This is a genomic window from Tianweitania aestuarii, from assembly GCF_018457165.1.
Classification (GTDB): domain Bacteria; phylum Pseudomonadota; class Alphaproteobacteria; order Rhizobiales; family Rhizobiaceae; genus Tianweitania; species Tianweitania aestuarii.
Genome location: NZ_JAFMNX010000001.1, coordinates 652,906 through 668,779, shown reverse-complemented (window position 1 = coordinate 668,779; position 15,874 = coordinate 652,906). Strand labels below are relative to the sequence as shown.

Annotated in this window: 15 protein-coding genes; 1 reads left to right on the top strand and 14 read right to left on the bottom strand. The window is 61.2% G+C overall.

Annotated elements, in window-relative coordinates; genetic code table 11:
• Window positions 1-8 precede the first annotated feature (8 nt).
• The 4 genes from JYU29_RS03165 to JYU29_RS03150 are packed head-to-tail and all read right to left on the bottom strand — an operon-like array spanning window position 9 to window position 4,291.
• On the bottom strand, window positions 9-878 hold the full coding sequence (locus JYU29_RS03165) for an ABC transporter permease (protein WP_213983298.1): 870 nt from the start codon (window positions 876-878) through the stop codon (window positions 9-11).
• A 4-nt stretch (window positions 879-882) separates the two neighbouring features.
• A complete protein-coding gene (locus JYU29_RS18275) occupies window positions 883-1,803 on the bottom strand; it encodes an ABC transporter permease (protein ID WP_213983297.1) in 921 nt (306 codons plus the stop codon).
• Between the two features lie 15 nt (window positions 1,804-1,818).
• Entirely contained in the window at window positions 1,819-3,312 is a 1,494-nt protein-coding gene (locus JYU29_RS03155; protein ID WP_213983296.1) for an ABC transporter substrate-binding protein, read from the bottom strand.
• 49 nt (window positions 3,313-3,361) lie between these two features.
• A complete protein-coding gene (locus JYU29_RS03150; RefSeq protein ID WP_213983295.1) occupies window positions 3,362-4,291 on the bottom strand; it encodes a polysaccharide deacetylase family protein in 930 nt (309 codons plus the stop codon).
• Between the two features lie 102 nt (window positions 4,292-4,393).
• Here JYU29_RS03150 and JYU29_RS03145 point away from each other — a divergent pair, with 102 nt between their 5' ends.
• A complete protein-coding gene (locus tag JYU29_RS03145; protein ID WP_213983294.1) occupies window positions 4,394-5,149 on the top strand; it encodes an IclR family transcriptional regulator in 756 nt (251 codons plus the stop codon).
• Between the two features lie 16 nt (window positions 5,150-5,165).
• Here the strand turns inward: JYU29_RS03145 and cyoD are convergent, their stop codons facing one another.
• The 10 genes from cyoD to JYU29_RS03095 form a co-directional block, all read right to left on the bottom strand.
• Window positions 5,166-5,483 (bottom strand): cytochrome o ubiquinol oxidase subunit IV, encoded by a 318-nt coding sequence (gene cyoD / locus JYU29_RS03140; RefSeq protein ID WP_213983293.1) that lies wholly within the window; start codon window positions 5,481-5,483, stop codon window positions 5,166-5,168.
• Complete coding sequence (locus JYU29_RS03135; RefSeq protein ID WP_213983292.1) at window positions 5,480-6,106, bottom strand: cytochrome c oxidase subunit 3; 627 nt, start codon at window positions 6,104-6,106, stop codon at window positions 5,480-5,482. The genes cyoD and JYU29_RS03135 overlap by 4 nt, the downstream gene beginning before the upstream one ends.
• Window positions 6,103-8,175 carry a cbb3-type cytochrome c oxidase subunit I gene (locus tag JYU29_RS03130; protein ID WP_213983291.1) on the bottom strand — a complete coding sequence of 691 codons (2,073 nt, stop codon included), beginning with the start codon at window positions 8,173-8,175 and terminating at the stop codon, window positions 6,103-6,105. The genes JYU29_RS03135 and JYU29_RS03130 overlap by 4 nt, the downstream gene beginning before the upstream one ends.
• Window positions 8,156-9,076 (bottom strand): cytochrome ubiquinol oxidase subunit II, encoded by a 921-nt coding sequence (locus JYU29_RS03125; protein WP_213983290.1) that lies wholly within the window; start codon window positions 9,074-9,076, stop codon window positions 8,156-8,158. The genes JYU29_RS03130 and JYU29_RS03125 overlap by 20 nt, the downstream gene beginning before the upstream one ends.
• A 40-nt stretch (window positions 9,077-9,116) precedes the next feature.
• Entirely contained in the window at window positions 9,117-10,901 is a 1,785-nt protein-coding gene (locus JYU29_RS03120) for a glycoside hydrolase family 15 protein (RefSeq protein WP_213983289.1), read from the bottom strand.
• 12 nt (window positions 10,902-10,913) lie between these two features.
• Window positions 10,914-11,906, bottom strand: a complete 993-nt coding sequence (locus JYU29_RS03115; RefSeq protein ID WP_213983288.1) for an SDR family oxidoreductase — start codon at window positions 11,904-11,906, stop codon at window positions 10,914-10,916.
• 380 nt (window positions 11,907-12,286) lie between these two features.
• Window positions 12,287-12,559 (bottom strand): helix-turn-helix domain-containing protein, encoded by a 273-nt coding sequence (locus tag JYU29_RS03110; RefSeq protein ID WP_213983287.1) that lies wholly within the window; start codon window positions 12,557-12,559, stop codon window positions 12,287-12,289.
• Window positions 12,560-12,636: 77 nt separating this feature from the next.
• Window positions 12,637-13,677, bottom strand: a complete 1,041-nt coding sequence (proX, locus tag JYU29_RS03105; protein WP_213983286.1) for a glycine betaine/L-proline ABC transporter substrate-binding protein ProX — start codon at window positions 13,675-13,677, stop codon at window positions 12,637-12,639.
• Window positions 13,678-13,756: 79 nt separating this feature from the next.
• Window positions 13,757-14,689 (bottom strand): ABC transporter permease, encoded by a 933-nt coding sequence (locus JYU29_RS03100; RefSeq protein ID WP_213983285.1) that lies wholly within the window; start codon window positions 14,687-14,689, stop codon window positions 13,757-13,759.
• 4 nt (window positions 14,690-14,693) lie between these two features.
• On the bottom strand, window positions 14,694-15,872 hold the full coding sequence (locus JYU29_RS03095; RefSeq protein WP_213983284.1) for a quaternary amine ABC transporter ATP-binding protein: 1,179 nt from the start codon (window positions 15,870-15,872) through the stop codon (window positions 14,694-14,696).
• Between the last annotated feature and the right edge of the window lie 2 nt (window positions 15,873-15,874).

Genomic DNA, 15,874 nt, shown 5'->3' with positions numbered 1-15,874 from the left:
CGTGAACCTCAGCGAGAACGGGAGCGCGGGTCGAGCTGGTCGCGCAGCCAGTCACCGAGCACGTTGACGGAAAAGACGAGAAGGAAGAGGCCGAAGCCGGGAACGGCGACGATCCACCAGGCTCGTTCGATATATTGCCGACCGGTGCTCATGATCGAGCCCCAGCTGGCGGATGGCGGCTGAATGCCGAGGCCGAGGAAGGACAGGCCGGATTCCATCAGGATCATCAGGCCGAACTCCGCCGTCACCACGATCAGGATCGGACCGGCGATGTTGGGCAGGACGTGATGCAGCAGGATGCGAATGGCGCCTGCACCGGCAAGCTCGGAGGCCTTGATGAACGGCAGGTTCGAGACCTGCAGCGTCTGGGCATAGGCGATGCGGGTATAACGCGGCCAGCGGGTGAGGCCGAGCACAAGAACCAGCTTCATGAAGCCCGGTCCGAGCACGGCAACAGTCAGAACCGCCAGCAGGATCGCGGGGATCGACATCATGATGTCGACCAGACGCATGATGATCGTTTCCGTCCAGCCACGGAACCACCCGGCCACCATGCCGAGCGACACGCCGACGATGGTGGACACGACGACCGACAGGCAGGCGACGCCGAGCGAGACGCGGGCACCGTAGAGCGTACGCGACAGGAGATCGCGTCCAAGATCATCCGTTCCGAGCCAATAGGTCATGCCGCGGTAGGAGAAGCCCGGTTCCTTCAAGCGCGCCAAAAGCGTCTGCTTGTTGGGATCGAAGGGCGCGACGAGGGGTGCGAACACGGCCAGAAGCACGATTACGGCCAGAATGATGGAAACCACGATCACCGACAGCGGAACGCGACGGAGGCGTTGGCGAACGATATGGGCGCTTGTCATCACGGACATTTCTTCACCTGACCAGCCGGATGCGGGGATCGACGAATACGTAAACGAGATCGGCCAGAACGCTGGTCAGCACGTAAACGAAGGAGATCAGGAGCACGATGACCTGAACAACGAGGAAGTCGCGCGACTGGATGGACTGGATGGCGAGCTGCCCGATGCCCGGCCAGGCAAACACCGTTTCGATGATGACGGCGCCAGCGAGCAGGTTGCCGATCTCCAGCGCCGCGATGGTGATGACCGGAATCGAGGCGTTGCGCAGGACGTGGCGGAACACCACCTGCCCGAGCGACAGGCCGCGAGCGCGACCGGCGCGGACATAATCCTTGCTCAGCTCGTCGATGATCGCGATCCGCGTCATGCGGGCAAATGTGGACATCGAAAGCGCGCCGAGCGCGATCGACGGCATGATCATGGCCGAAAGCTCGCCTGCGCCTGAGGTCGGCAGCCAGCGCAGGGTCACGCCGAACACGAAGATCAGGAGAATGCCCGACAGGAAGGTCGGGACGCTCTGGCCGGTGACGACGATGGCGGTCAGGATGCGTTCGATCACGCTGCCGCGCATGGTGGCCATGATGATGCCGGCTGGAATGCCGACGCCGATGGCGACCAGAAGCGCGCCGGCGGCGAGCTGGATCGTGTAAGGCAGGCGCGACGCGACGATGTCGAGAGCGGGAACGCGCTGGACCACGGACATGCCGAAGTCCAGATGCGTCAAACCATAGATGTAATCGAGATACTGCACATAGATCGGCCGATCAAAGCCAAGCTGGCTGCGCAGTTCGGCAATCATTTCGGCCGAGGCATCCTGGGGGACCAGAAGCAAGGTCGGATCCCCCGAAAGATGCATCACAACGAAAACGATCGTGAGCACGCCGACAATTGCGATGATTGCCTGAATAAAGCGCTGGACGGCGTAATTGATCACGATCGCATCTCGCTCTTACTGCTTCCAGCTCATGTCCATGACGAACATGGATTCATTGGCTGAAGGGGTCCATTCCAGGTTCTTCGCTGCGCCATAAAGCGCGAACACCTGATAAAGGCCGATGCCCGGAACGTCTTCGCGCAGGATTTCGTAGGCCTGCTTGTAGAGTTCCTTGCGCTTGTTCTCATCGAGAATGGTGCGCGCTTCATCCACCAGGGCGTCGAACTTCTCGTTCTTATATTTCGCCCAGATGCTGCCGCTGCGGAACAGCGGATAGATGATGCCATCGGCATCCTGGCAGGCGCAGGACCATGCACCGAATGCGAGGCTGCCGGCGTTCTCTGCATCGCCCTGACGACGCTTCAGGAAGGTTGCCTGATCGCTCGACGAGATGTCGACCTTGAGACCCACATCGCTCAACATCTGCTGGATGGCTTCAACCAAAGCGCGCGGATAAGACGGCGAGGTCAGGAATTCAAGCGTGGCGCCTTCGGCACCGGCTTCCTTGATCAGCTCGGCAGCCTTTTCCGGATCGTAGTCATAGCCTTCCACGTCCGGGTCGTAGCCGAAGATCGGCTCGGCACCGACGACGTTGACGGCCCGGCCGTAGCCTTCGAGCAACGCATCCACGATGCCCTGCTTGTCGATTGCGTAGGCGATCGCCTGACGCACGCGCACATCCTTGGTCGGACCGGCTTCGGCGTTGATGTAGAGATAGCCGACGCGCTCGGTTTCGCCCGTGAGAAGCTGGGTGTTGCTGTCGCTTTCGATGCTGGCAGCCTGATCCGGCGGAACGTCGCGGATCAGATCCGCCTTGCCGGTCTTGAGGTCGGCGATGCGCGTGGACACGTCGGGAACCGCGCGGAACACCACCTTCTGGAACGGCGGCTCGCCGCGCCAGTATTCTGGGAAGGCTTCGAGATCGGTTTCGATGCCCTTCTTCCATTCAACCAGCTTGTAGGGACCGCTGCCCATTGGGTTCAGGTTGAATTCCTGATCGCCGACCTTTTCCACATAGGCCTTGGGCACGATGGACAGCTTCACGAGCTGTGCGAGCAGCGCCGGATAGGCAGACTTTGTGGTGACCTTCACCGTGGTCGGATCAACGACTTCGGCGGTCTGGATCTGGTTGAACTGCGAGAGCTGCGGGCTCTTCAGTTCCGGATCGATGATGCGGTTGATCGAGAAGGCGACATCGTCCGCCGTCAGCTTCGAACCATCCTGGAAGGTGACGTCGTCACGGATCTTGAAGGTGATCGTGGTGTCGTTGTCGTAGGTCCACTCGGTCGCGATCTGCGGCACGATCTTGCCGGATGCGTCGCGCGTCAGCAGATTGTCGAAGATGTTGCGGTAAACCGTGTAGCTGTCGGTGTTCCACTGCAGATGCGGATCGAGCGTCGCCGCGTCGTTCTGCAGGTCGATCGTCAGCGTGTCCTTAGTTTGCGCCATCGCCGTCGTGGTCAACAGCGCCATAACGACGGCCGCAACAGATGCTAGTCTACTTCTCATTGCTTCACCCTCTTGTTTATTGGTTTTTGCAGTCCGCCCGCCAGCAGGCTCAGCGGTCTGCCGCGACGGAAAGATTGGCCTGGTCGGCACAATAACGCGCCAGTTCCGCATGGGTGCAGAACCAGACATCGCCCTTGGCCTTCGCATGACGGATGGTCTCTTCCAGAACGAAGATGCGGGAGCGATGCCCGATATGATGTGGATGCAGCGTCACCTGGAACAATCCGCCTTCTTCCCAGGCGACATCCATCTCGCGACGCAGAATGTCCGCGACCATTGCCGGGCCACCATAGGGCCGCGCGCCGGCCATGCGGTCCATCGCCATGTAAGGCGCGTCGTCGCGGATCCATTCCACGGGGATTTCGACGATGCCGGTGGCTTCGCCGTCTTCCAACAGTTCGTAGGGCTCATCGTCGGCCATCAGCGAGGAGTCGTAAAGGAGACGCATCTCGCGCGCGATGGCCAGGGTATAGGGGCTGAAATCCCAGGATGCGGTGCGCATGCCGACCGGACGCACGCCGGACAGCTTTTCCAGCATATCGGCAGCGCGGAACGCCAGATCGCGCTCCGTCTGGTGATCCAGGCGCGAATTGAATTCGTGGATCCAGCTATGGATGCCAAGCTCGTGACCGCCAGCAATCACGGCCTTGACCTCGTCAGCATTGATCATCGCCGACACAGCAGGCATGAAGAAAGAGGCCGGGATGCCGTAGGTTTCGAGCAGCTTCAGGATGCGCGGCATGCCGCGACGCGCGCCATACTGACCCTGGCTCAGCTTGCCGATGGATGCGCCGCCGTTTCGCAGTTCAAAAGTCTCGTGATCGGAATCGAACGAGATAGCAACGGCCATGCGTGCGCCGTTCTTCCACTGCTTTGGCATCAGCGAGCGCCCTGCCCGCGCCTTGTCTACCTTCTGGCGCCAGACATCGTCGGCCCAGGTCCAGGGTTGCTGCTGATCATGGTCACGTGTCACGGTCATCGCGGACTTTCAGGGTCTGATGGTGGCGCATTGCGTATCGCCTCTGCCTCAAAAGTGTTACAAGCCTAAAAAGTAACCGCAATCGTGGTTTTGTTCACATCCATGAACTCCGAAGTCAAAAGCGCCGGTCGCATTCTCGACCTGCTCGATTACCTGTCTCAGCGCCGCGATCCCGTGACCCTGTCGCAGATCACGCGCGACCTCGGTTTTCCCAAATCGAGTGCGCATGGGCTGCTTCAAACGCTGACGGCGCGAGGCCACCTCGAACAGGACAGCGGCGGCCGCTATGTTCTGATCGAATCCAGCCACGGCTTTCCCTTCCGCCTGCATGAAGAACCGATCGTTGCGATCGCGCGACCGCATATGGAAAGGCTACGGGACATGTCGGGAGAAACCGTGCTGCTGTCGAGCATGAACGCGCATTGCGACATTCGCCGGCTCGCGAAATGCGTCAGCCATCAGCATGTCCGCTACGACGTCAACATGGATGCGGCGATCACGCCCTATTGCACCGCGACGGGCCGCATTCTTCTCGCCCATTCCTCGGCGGATGTGCTGGAAAGCTATCTCGCTCGCGTGCAGTTCCTGACCTACACCGGCTATACCGTAACCGACCCGGCGGCCTTCCGCAGGCTGCTGATCAAGGTGCGTCAGGATGGCTATGCGCTGAACGATCAGGAGTTCATCACGGGCTCAACAGGCATCGCCGCGCCGATCTGGAACGGCGACGGCCATGTCATTGCGGCATTGAACCTCGGCACGCTGACGTCGCGCTTCGTTGAAAGGCGCGAGCTCCTGATCCTGTCAGTGCGCAGCGTCGCCCATGATATCAGCCGGGCACTCGGTTATCGCGCCTGAGCGGGACTTGATCGCGCTACATCATGCGATGATGGAGGTTGTTGAGGATCCAGATCGTTCCGCCGGCCATCAGGATGATGATCAAGGTCGTGAACAGGATCAGCTGGAGATCGTCGCGGGTGGAGCGTTGCCAGCTGATGTGGAGGAAGAAGCGGAAGTGGACGACGACCTGGGCGAGTGCCGCAATGCCGATCACGACATAGGCAGTGGACGTTTGCAGATCGGCGGCGACAACCAGGAAGGCGAGCGCAGTCAGGCTGATCGCGAGAACGAAGCCGACGATATAGGAGCGCAGTTCGCGTTTCTTTTCCTGCTCTTCGACTTCGGCGCTCATGCCAGCCCTCCGAGATAAACAACGGAAAAGATGAAGATCCAGACGACATCCAGGAGATGCCAGAACAGGGACAGGCGCATGATCCGCAGCTTGACCTCAGAGCGCAGGCCGAACACGGCCAGCTGGATGATCGATATCGTGAGCCAGATACATCCCGCCAGAACGTGAAGCCCGTGCGTGGAAACAAGGGCATAGAAGGACGACAGCCATCCGCTGCGCTGGGGCGTCGCGCCTTCGGACGCCATCTTGACGAAGTCATGCGCTTCCAGGCCGAGGAACACGAGACCAAGAAGCAGGGTGACGCCAAGCCAGCCATAAAGCCTTGTCGGATGTTCCTTGTACTTCATGGCGATGGACGCCATGCCCATCGTCAGGCTCGACAAAAGCAGAACGCCGGTTTCGATCGCGGCAGACGACAGTTCGAAGACGTCCTTCGGCCCCGGTCCACCATCGGTTGCGCCGATCATGGAGGCGTAGGTGGCAAACAACAGAGCGAACAGGACCAGATCGCTCATCAGAAACACCCAGAAGCCGAAGAGCGTTTCTTCAGCCTGAGCGTGGGTATGCGGATCGGTGTTGCCGAGATTGATGCCGGGATGCCGGTTGCGCGCTGCGGTACTCATGCCGCTGCCGCCTCTGCCAGACCGCGGTTCTGCGGCGTCGTTTCAACGGCGCGATCGGCGGGCGGAAGCTTGCGCAGGCGAGCGAGCCACGCTTCGTGGTCGCGCCGGACCTCTTCAGCGGGGATGATGCGCGTCGTGTCGAGCACGAAGGAGCGCGCGACGGGTGCTGCGATCGCAACAAGGACGCCGAGCACGGCAAGCCACCAGATGTGCCAGACAAAGCCGAAGGACGCCGCGGCAAGCGCGATGCCGAACACCACGCCCGTCATCGAGTTCTTCGGCATCTCGATGTCGGAATAAAAGCGATGGTCGAGGTAAGCGGTGCCCTTTTCCTTGTAGGCATGGAAGGCGTCGCGGGAATCGACGATGGGCAGAACCGCGAAGTTGTATTCGGGCGCCGGACACGGGATCGCCCATTCCAGCGTGCGCCCGTTCCAGGGATCACCACCGGGCACAGCCAGCTCCTCGCGACGGCGGATCGACACAACCAGCTGGGTCACCAGGCTCGCCAAAGCGGCCAGCAGGAACAGCGCACCGACGCCGGCGACGATGGTGTAGGGGAGATAAGCCGGTTCGAAGAACTCCTGCGTGCGGCGGGGCATGCCCATCAGGCCGAGCGGATAAAGTGGCAGGAAGGCAAGGCAGAAGCCCGTGATCCAACAGCCGCAGGCCACGCGCCCCCACCATTCATCGAGCCGGAAGCCGAAAGCCTTGGGGAACCAGTAGGTATAGGCTGCAATCATGCCATAAAGCAGGCCGGGGATCAGCATGTTGTGGAAGTGGGCAACCAGGAACACGGAGTTGTGGACCTGAAAGTCGATCGCCGGATTGGCAAGAAGGATGCCCGTCAGGCCGCCGACGGTGAACAGCACCATGAAGGCCAGCGAATAGATCATCGGCACGGTGAAGCGCACACGGCCCCATGCCATGGTCAGAATCCAGTCGAAGATCTTCACGCCCGTTGGAATGCCGATCGTCATGGTGGCGATGCCGAACACCGCGTTGAGGTCGGCACTCTGGCCCATGGTGAAGAAGTGGTGGACCCAGACCGTGAAGGACAGAACGGCAATGCACATGGTGGCGATGATCAGGGAGTCATAGCCATACAGGATCTTGGACGAGAAGTTCGAGATGACCTGCGAATACACGCCGAAGGCCGGCAGGATCAGGATGTAGACTTCGGGGTGGCCGAACAGCCAGAACAGGTTGGCGAAGTTCATCATGTTGCCGCCACCGTCATTGGTGAAGAAGTGCGTGCCGACATAGCGATCGAGCGCGAGCAAGCCGGTGGCGACCGTCAGCGGCGGCAGGGCGAAGATCATCAGCACGGAGGTGCACAGCGACGTCCAGCAAAACAGCGGCATGCGAAACGGGCTCATGCCGCCGCAGCGCTTCTTGTAGATCGTCACGGCAATGTTGATGCCCGTCATGGTGGAGGCCAGCGAGCTGAGCGTGACGGCGAAGATCCAATAGTCCGGTCCGACACCCGGATTAAAGGCGGCGTCCGTGTAGGGCGGATACCCGCTCCAGCCGCCGGTCGAAAATTTGCCGATGACGAGCGAGACCATCATCAAACCAGCACCGCCGGCGGTGAGCCACAGCGAAATGGAGTTGAGGAGCGGGAACGAGACTTCCCGGGCCCCGATCTGCATCGGCAGGGCGAAATTGATGATGCCCGTGAGAAACGGCATGGCCATGAAGAAGATCATGATCGAACCGTGGGTGGAGAACAGCTGAGCGAAATGTTCCGGCTCGAGATAGCCGGGATTGTCGAGCGCGATCGCCTGCTGGGCCCGCATCATCGACCCTTCGACGACGGCACGCGACAGCATCACCATGGCGATGACGACATACATGATCCCGATCTTCTTGTGATCGAGGCTGGTCAGCCATTCGCGCCACAGCCAGCGCCAGCGTCCGAGATAGGTGATGAGCGCAACAACCGTGATCGCGCCCAACACGACGACCGAAGCGGCGGCGGTTGCGATGGCGCTGTAGAAGGGAAGCGCGTCATAGGACAACCGACCAAACAAAAGCGGCCACCAGCCCTCAGTGGTTGGCATGGTCATGTCCTTTATGTGCGGGGCCCTTGGCTTCGTCGCTCTCGTGACGATGGGCGGCTTCCGGGCGGTATCGGGCAACCACGGTGGCGAACAGCGCCGGTTCGACGCTCGAAAAGATCAGGCCTTTGGATGGGTCGAAGTCGAAGCGGGATCGCAGATCGGCCAGCTTGCCCTTTTCGGAGACGATCGAATACGCGTCCTGGTCGAGCGGACGCTCAGCCTGTTTTGCATTGGCGATCCATCGGTCGAAATCCGCTTGGGGCATGGCCAGCGTGTCGAACTTCTGGTTCTGGAAGCCGAGGCCGTTGAATTGCGTGTTCTGGCCCATCAGAACCGCGGGACGGTCGGCCAGAAGATTGAGTTCGGTGACCATGCCCGCCATGGCGTAGATCTGGCTTCCAAGCGCCGGGATCATGAAGGACTGCATCACCGTGTCGCTCGTCAGCCGGAAGCGGACGGGGCGATCTACGGGGAGCGCCAGAACGCCGACGCTTGCGATATTCTGTTCGGGATAAACGAACAGCCATTTGTAATCGAGCCCGATGACTTCAACGGTCAGCGGGGGCTTGTCGGACGGGATGGCGGCATAGGGATCGAGCGAACGGGCCTTGCCTGCGATCAGGGTCGCCAGGATGCAGACGAGCACGACCGGCACGCCCCAGACGATGATTTCAAGCGGCCAGGAGAATTGCCAGTTCGGATGATAGGATTTGTTGTTTCCCGTGCGCCGAAAGCGCCAGGCGACAAACGGCACGAGCACGATAGCCGGCAGCACCACGATCATCATCCAGGCAATGACCTCGAAGAGGAGATCACGCTGCGTGGAGGCGACGGGGCCGTGGGGATCAAGAAAGCTGATGCCGGAACCGCAACCCGCCAGAAGAACAAGCGAGCTCAGTGCAACCATGCGCTGCGCCCCCTGCCAGATGGATCGGCCGGCCTCCCGTCTAGAGGTCGGCATTGTCGTTTCGTTCCCCATCGTCGAACCGCTTGAGCGCAAGAACAGCCTGGATCAGTGCCAGATGACTGAGAGCCTGCGGATGGTTTCCCGTCAAGCGGGAAGAGCGCGTGTCATATTCCTCCGACAGGAGCCCGGTGTTGCCGGCAACCCCGAGCACGGCCTCGATCGTTTTCACCGCATCCGCACGACGGCCAACGCCGAGCAAGCATTCGGCCAGCCAGAACGAGCAGGCGAGAAATGCGCCTTCCGGCACCAGCGCTTCCATGCGGTGGCGATGCACGAAGCCGTCTTGCACCAGCTGCGCTTCGATTGCCGCAAGCGTGCCGACCATTCGCGGGTCGCTCATCGACAAGAAGCCGATCTTGGGCAGAAGCAGAAGCGAGGCATCCACCTGCGACCCGCCGTAGAAGGAGGTGAAGCTGTTCAAACCCTCATTGAAGCCTTCGGTGCAGATCGTTTGGTGCATGCGGTCGCGCAGAGCGTTGAGTTCGGAGCGACGCTCATCCGTCAGTTCGTCTCCCCCCTCACCTCTGAGGAAACGGTCCAGCACGACCCAGGCCATTGCCTTGGAATACACGTAGTGACGCGGCTTGCCCCGGCTTTCCCAGAGGCCCTGATCCGGCTTCGTCCAGATTTCAGCGACATGATCGACGACGGCATGCTCGAGATGCCGCCCCTGGTCGGTTCGCTCCATGCCGGCTCGTTGGGCGATGTGGAGCGCGGACATGAGCTCGCCCCAGACATCGAGCTGCAACTGACCCGCAGCCGCATTGCCGACACGCACCGGCCTAGCGAAACGATAGCCCGGCAGCCAGGACATTTCGGCTTCGTCCAGCCGACGGGAGCCGTCGACCCGGTACATGATCTGCATCTTGTCGGGCGCGCCGGCGACCGCGCGCAGGATCCAGTCGCGCCAGTTGCGCGCTTCGTCGATGAAGCCGCATTCCACAAAGGCGTCGAGCGTGAACGCCGCGTCGCGCAGCCAGCAGTAGCGGTAATCCCAGTTCATGTCGCCGCCGGCTTGTTCGGGCAGCGAGGTCGTGGGCGCGGCAACCAGCCCGCCGGTGGGACGGTGGATCAAGGTCTTGAGCGTCAGAAGCGAGCGGCGTACCGCATCGGGATAGGCAAGGCCGTCCACCGCAATCCGCGCGATCCAGTCGCGGCCGTCGCGCTCAGTGTCGCCTAGCGCTTCCTGCACATCCACGCCATCGCCAACAACTTCGTTTGATCGGCCATAAGCCAGAACGAACGAACAGCTCTCCCCTTCATCGAGCGTGAGCCGTGAGACCACGGCGTTGTCTTCGATCTCCCAAGGCGCCTTTGAATGGAGCGCCAGCTTGTCGGGACCGACATGCATGGCCAGCCCACCGGCTTCCGGTACGATCCAGGGCGGCATGTTGCCGTAGTCGAACCGGAAGGCGGCGCGTGACACCAGTTCGACGCGCCCTTGCGTGACCCGCGCGATGCGGATCAGGATCGGACGTCCCTCGCGTTGCGGCATGAAATCCGTGACCAGAAGCGTCCCGCCCTCGCAGCGGAACTCCGTGTCGAGGACCATCGTGTCCGGGCGGTAGGACTGGCGGGTTTCCCGCACCTCCCCTTTCGGAGCGAGGCTCCAGAACCCGTGCCGCTCGTCGCCCAACAGCGCGGCGCAGCAGGCGGGCGAATCGAAGCGCGGCAGGCAGAGCCAGTCCACCGAACCGGTTTTCGACACAAGCGCGACGGTCTCGCCGTCGCCGATCATCGCGTAGTCTTCGAGAGGGACGGTCAACCGCTTTGCCCGTCAGACGTCGAAGCGACGCGCGAGACGATGCAGCCCGAGAATGGCCAGGATAGCTGCGAGACCCCAGAAGGCGGTGCGATGGCGGTCGGTGAACATCTGGATGCTGCGCGGCTTGGAGCGTTTGTCGAAGCGGCCGTGCGAACCGTAATCGCCCTTCACCGGCTCGAACAGGTTGCTCGGCGCATCATCGGGCTTGGGCTCCTGCGTGAGCTGGCCGGAATAGCCGCTCTTGGCGAGGTAGCGATCGAGAAGCGCCGGTGCGATGCGGTTGCCGAGGATGGCCTGTACGGTCGGATAACCGACCCAGACGTTGCGGCGGTCATGTTCTGCCGCGAAGCGAATGGCGCGCGCGGGAACTTCGGGCTCGAAGATCGGCGGAACGGGCTGCGGGCGACGGCCCATCTTGTTCAACGCCCAATCGAACTGCGGGGTGTTGACGGCGGGCAGATCCACCATGGTGAGGCGCACGTTCAGCTTGTCGTGGATGATCTCGGACCTCAGTGAATCCGTGAAGCCGCGAATGGCTGCCTTTGCGCCGCAATAAACCGACTGGAGCGGAACGGAGCGGTAGGCCAGCGCTGAGCCGACATTGACGATGACGCCGCGGTCGCGCGTGCGCATGCGCTTCAGCGCCGACATCATGCCGTGAACCTGGCCGAGATAGGTGACTTGCGTGCCGCGTTCGATCTCTTCGGGCGTCAGCTTCGACACAGGCGAGAAAACGGTCGCCATGGCCACGTTGACCCAAACATCGATCGGACCGAGCTCACGCTCGGCCTGGTCGGCGGCCGCTTCCACGGCGGCGGCATCGGCAACATCGGTCGGGATCGGTAGTGCGCGAACGCCTTGTTCGCGGGCATAGCTCGCCGCACGCTCCAGCCGTTCGGGATCGCGGGACAGGAGAACGACATCGTAGCCCGCACGGGCGAATTCGTCGGCCGTTGCTCGTCCTACGCCAGCACCAGCGCCCGTGATGACAACAATCTTGTTCATTGTTTCCGTCCTGCCAATCAATTCGGACGGATTATTTGGCGGACTATTGCACTGCGGCAATGGCAACAAACGAAGAATAATGCTGCAGCAGAAGCCAGTTCGCCTGGGCAGATTAAAATTATGCTATGAAGAGCAAAGGTTTATTGAAATGGCAGTTGTGCCACGCAAATGACTGCTTTGCGCATCCCGGAATACTTTAGGGAACTCTGATAATCGAGGCAGCAGCGCGTCTTGGATCCAGGCTGCGCTGTGTGACGGCCGGCCGGTCACGCCGTATCATCGCGTGATCAACTGAGGAAGCCGGCGCGCGTGTCGACGACACTGCGCATCCGTTCAGATGGTTTTGGTCAGGCAGTCAGAGGCGAAAGATCAGCCTCGCCTCAAGAAGCGGTTTCCGCGTGGTCGATCGGGCCCTGCCCCAGTCCGGACAGCAGCCATGAGGGGCTGACGCCGAGAATGCCGGCCATCGTGGTCATCTTGTTGGCGCGTGGCACGCTCGAGTCACATTCCCAGGCCGTCCAGCTTTCAACCAGAACACCCAGCTGGTCTGCTGCGTCTTCGATCGACAGACCGGCATTATCGCGGGCCAGCGAAATGCGTCCGCCCAGCGTGTCGTCCATGGCTTCGCGGGCATTGTTTGTATCGGTCAGCAAAGCTGATCTCCTTCCCATCAAACATGAATGATCCCGGCCGGATCGTGAGGTCCAGCCGGGATGCATTGTCGCTCTGTTTACTGCTTGGCAGCGCGGGCTGTTTCGAGCCAGCCATTCACTTCGTCTTCATGCGCGGCGATCCACTCGCTGGCATGACGCTTGACGTCTTCCGACTTGCCTTCGCCGGCGTTCATCTTGGCGTTCTGCGCAAAGATGTCGTCGATCGGGATCGAAACCTCTTCCAACAATGCCTTGGCCGAAGGGTTTTCCTTCAGGAACTCGGAATTGGCGACCGGACGGATGTCGTTAGCCGGGAAGCCGAGACGGCAGGGATCTTCCACGCAGCCGGGAACGCCAGGCAGCGTCGCGGACTCTTCCAGGTCCTTCTGTGCTTCCGGCAGGTCGACGCGCGGAACTTCGATCCACATCACGTCTTCGCCGGGCTTCAGCGCATTGACGGTCCAGTTTGGCGTCCAGGTGTAGAACAGGATCGGGTTGCCCTGCTGATGCGCCGCAACGGCGTCAGCCATGGACGCGGAATAGGCAGCCTTAATTGGGTTGATGTGGTCGCGCAGCTCATAGGCATCGAGATGATGCTCGATGGTCAGCTCGCAGCCCCAGCCTGGAGGACAGGCAACCAGATCGGCCTTGCCGTCGCCATCGCGGTCGAACGCCTTTTGCACGTCCTCGCGCTTGAAGTCGTCCAGCGTCTTGATGTTGTACTTTTCGACCGAAGCCTTGTCGACGAGATAGCCTTCGAGCGCGCCGCCCTTGGCAACCGTGCCAACCAGCTCGGCACCCTGCGAATAGGCGCTCTCATAGGAGTTGTGGAGCGGGAACCAGCCGTTCACCCACAGATCGAGATCGCCCTGGCCAACGGCCTGGTAGAAGGGTGGGTTGTCGAGCGTGGTCGGACCATCGACGCTGTAACCAAGCTTTTCAAGCAGCTGCTTGTAGATCTCGGCGTGGAACCAACCCGTATCCCAGGTCGCCTGCGCCATCCGTACCGTGGTGCCGGCACCCGGTTCGCCATCCTGCGCATAGGCAGCAGGAACACCAAGCAGTGCGCTCGTGGAAAGAGCGAGGGCAAGCAGGCGTGGCAGGTGAGAGGTCTTCATAGAAACTCCTTGTATTTTTCTTGCGCCCCGCTTGAGCGGGGCTTGGGAAATCACGCAGATGCGCGAAGGGTGGGCAGGATCATCCTGCCCTTTCGGGCTCCTCCAGCGGAACCGGACGGCGCGTCGCAAAGAACCCGCGCATCGTCTGGAGGAGAGAAGGCGACTGGACCGAACGCTTTTCGGTCAGTGCCTGACTGATGCGATCGAGAATGATCGCGAGAAGGACGATGCCGACACCACCGGCCGTTGCACCGCCAACGTCGAGGCGTCCAAGGCCGGTGAAGACGGTCAATCCGAGGCCACCTGCCCCAATCATGGCGGTGATCACCACCATGGACAAAGCCAGCATCAGCGTCTGATTGAGGCCGGCCATCACGGTGCGAAGCGCCAGCGGAAACTGGACTTCCATCAACATCTGCCAGGGCGTGGCGCCGAACGAGACGGCAGCCTCGGTCAGGTCGTTGCGCACGTCACGGATACCGAGATCGGTCAAACGGATGATCGGCGGCAGGGCGAAGATGATGGTGGCGATGATGCCAGGCGCCATGCCGACGCCAAACAGCATCACGATCGGAACGAGATACACGAAAGACGGGATCGTCTGCATGATATCGAGGATCGGCCGCAGGATGGCGCGGAAGACGTCGCTGCGCGAAGCCAGCACGCCGAGCGGAATGCCGATTACGATGCAGAAGAACACGGCCGTGACGACCATTGCCAGCGTCGTCATCGTTTCAGGCCAAAGCCCGATCGCATCAATGAAACACAGCGCCAGCAGCGTGAACAGGGCAACGCCCTTGCCCGCCGTGCGCCAGGCGACCAGCGACAGAACAGCCGTGAAGACGACCATCGGGGTCGCACCAAGAAAGCCGGTGAGGCTCTTGAGGACCTGGGTGACGGGCCACTGCAACGACCGGAAGAAGGGCCGGAAGTTCGGCACCAGCCAATCGCGAACCAGCGAATTGACCCAATCGTCGAGCGGAATGGATAGAAAGTCGGATGGGCTCAGCATGTTTTTATTGCTTCCCGTTGCTGAGTTGCGCGAAGACCGCCTGCGGCGCAACAACGCCGTCGAGCCTGTCCTCGTCATCGGTGAGCGCGATCGGCAGGCCCTTTTCGGCCAATGGATAAAGATCGACCAGCAGGGTTTCAGCCGATGCGGTCGGCATGTCTTCCTGCATGATGTGCTTGAGGGCCACGTCATCGCGAACGGCCGTGTTGGCGTCGCGATAGGTGACGATGCCGGCAAGCTTGCCGTGATCGACCATGTGAACGGCGTCGAGGCCGTGCGTTTCCATATGCGCGAGTGCGGCGGTCGCATCGGTGTTTGCGAGATCGAGCGGCTGCGCCGGATCTGCGATGCTTTGCGCCGTGAACACCAGCGAGCGATCGACATCACGAGTGAAGGCTGCGACGTAATCGTCTGCCGGATTGGACACGATCTGCTCGGCCGTGCCGATCTGAACCATGCTGCCGTTGCGCATGATGGCGATCGTGTTGCCGAGGATCAGCGCTTCGTTGAGATCATGCGTGATGAACACGATGGTCTTCTTCAGCGAGCGCTGGAGTTCCAGCAGTTCCTGCTGCATGTCGCTGCGGATCAGCGGATCGAGCGCGCCAAACGGCTCATCCATGAGAAGGATCTCGGGCTCGGAAGCCAAACCCCGCGCCAGACCGACACGCTGCTGCATGCCGCCCGAAAGTTCATCGGGGAAACTGTCGCCGCGCGTGCCGAGACCGACCTGCTCCAGAGCGGCCTGGGCGCGCTCACGCCGTTCATCCGGCTTCACGCCGCGGATCTTCAACCCGAAGGCCACGTTTTCGGCGACCGTGCGATGCGGGAAGAGTGCGAAGTGCTGAAACACCATCGCTACCTTTTCGCGCCGGACGCGCCGCAGCACATCACGCGAACAGGAAGCGACGTCGATATCGTCGATCAGCATTTCTCCGGCGCTCGGCTTGATCAGTCCGTTGATCATCCGAACGAGCGTGGACTTGCCTGAACCCGACAGGCCCATGACGACGAAGACTTCACCCTCTGCGACCTCGAAGCTGACATCGTCAACGCCGACCGTCTGCCCTGTCGAGGCGTAAATCTCTTCCTTGCTCTGACCCTTTTGCAGAAGACCCAGAGCCTGGTCCGGATTATTGCCAAAGATCTTGAATATGTTTTTTGCACTGATTTTTGTAGTCATGA

Excerpts from the sequence above, each read along its gene's own strand:
- JYU29_RS03165 (WP_213983298.1), bottom strand. The coding sequence starts at position 878 with ATGTCCGTGATGACAAGCGCCCATATCGTTCGCCAACGCCTCCGTCGC.
- JYU29_RS03155 (WP_213983296.1), bottom strand. The coding sequence starts at position 3,312 with ATGAGAAGTAGACTAGCATCTGTTGCGGCCGTCGTTATGGCGCTGTTG.
- JYU29_RS03150 (WP_213983295.1), bottom strand. The coding sequence starts at position 4,291 with ATGACCGTGACACGTGACCATGATCAGCAGCAACCCTGGACCTGGGCC.
- JYU29_RS03145 (WP_213983294.1), top strand. The coding sequence starts at position 4,394 with ATGAACTCCGAAGTCAAAAGCGCCGGTCGCATTCTCGACCTGCTCGAT.
- cyoD (WP_213983293.1), bottom strand. The coding sequence starts at position 5,483 with ATGAGCGCCGAAGTCGAAGAGCAGGAAAAGAAACGCGAACTGCGCTCC.
- JYU29_RS03135 (WP_213983292.1), bottom strand. The coding sequence starts at position 6,106 with ATGAGTACCGCAGCGCGCAACCGGCATCCCGGCATCAATCTCGGCAAC.
- JYU29_RS03130 (WP_213983291.1), bottom strand. The coding sequence starts at position 8,175 with ATGACCATGCCAACCACTGAGGGCTGGTGGCCGCTTTTGTTTGGTCGG.
- JYU29_RS03125 (WP_213983290.1), bottom strand. The coding sequence starts at position 9,076 with ATGGTTGCACTGAGCTCGCTTGTTCTTCTGGCGGGTTGCGGTTCCGGC.
- JYU29_RS03115 (WP_213983288.1), bottom strand. The coding sequence starts at position 11,906 with ATGAACAAGATTGTTGTCATCACGGGCGCTGGTGCTGGCGTAGGACGA.
- proX (WP_213983286.1), bottom strand. The coding sequence starts at position 13,677 with ATGAAGACCTCTCACCTGCCACGCCTGCTTGCCCTCGCTCTTTCCACG.
- JYU29_RS03100 (WP_213983285.1), bottom strand. The coding sequence starts at position 14,689 with ATGCTGAGCCCATCCGACTTTCTATCCATTCCGCTCGACGATTGGGTC.
- JYU29_RS03095 (WP_213983284.1), bottom strand. The coding sequence starts at position 15,872 with ATGACTACAAAAATCAGTGCAAAAAACATATTCAAGATCTTTGGCAAT.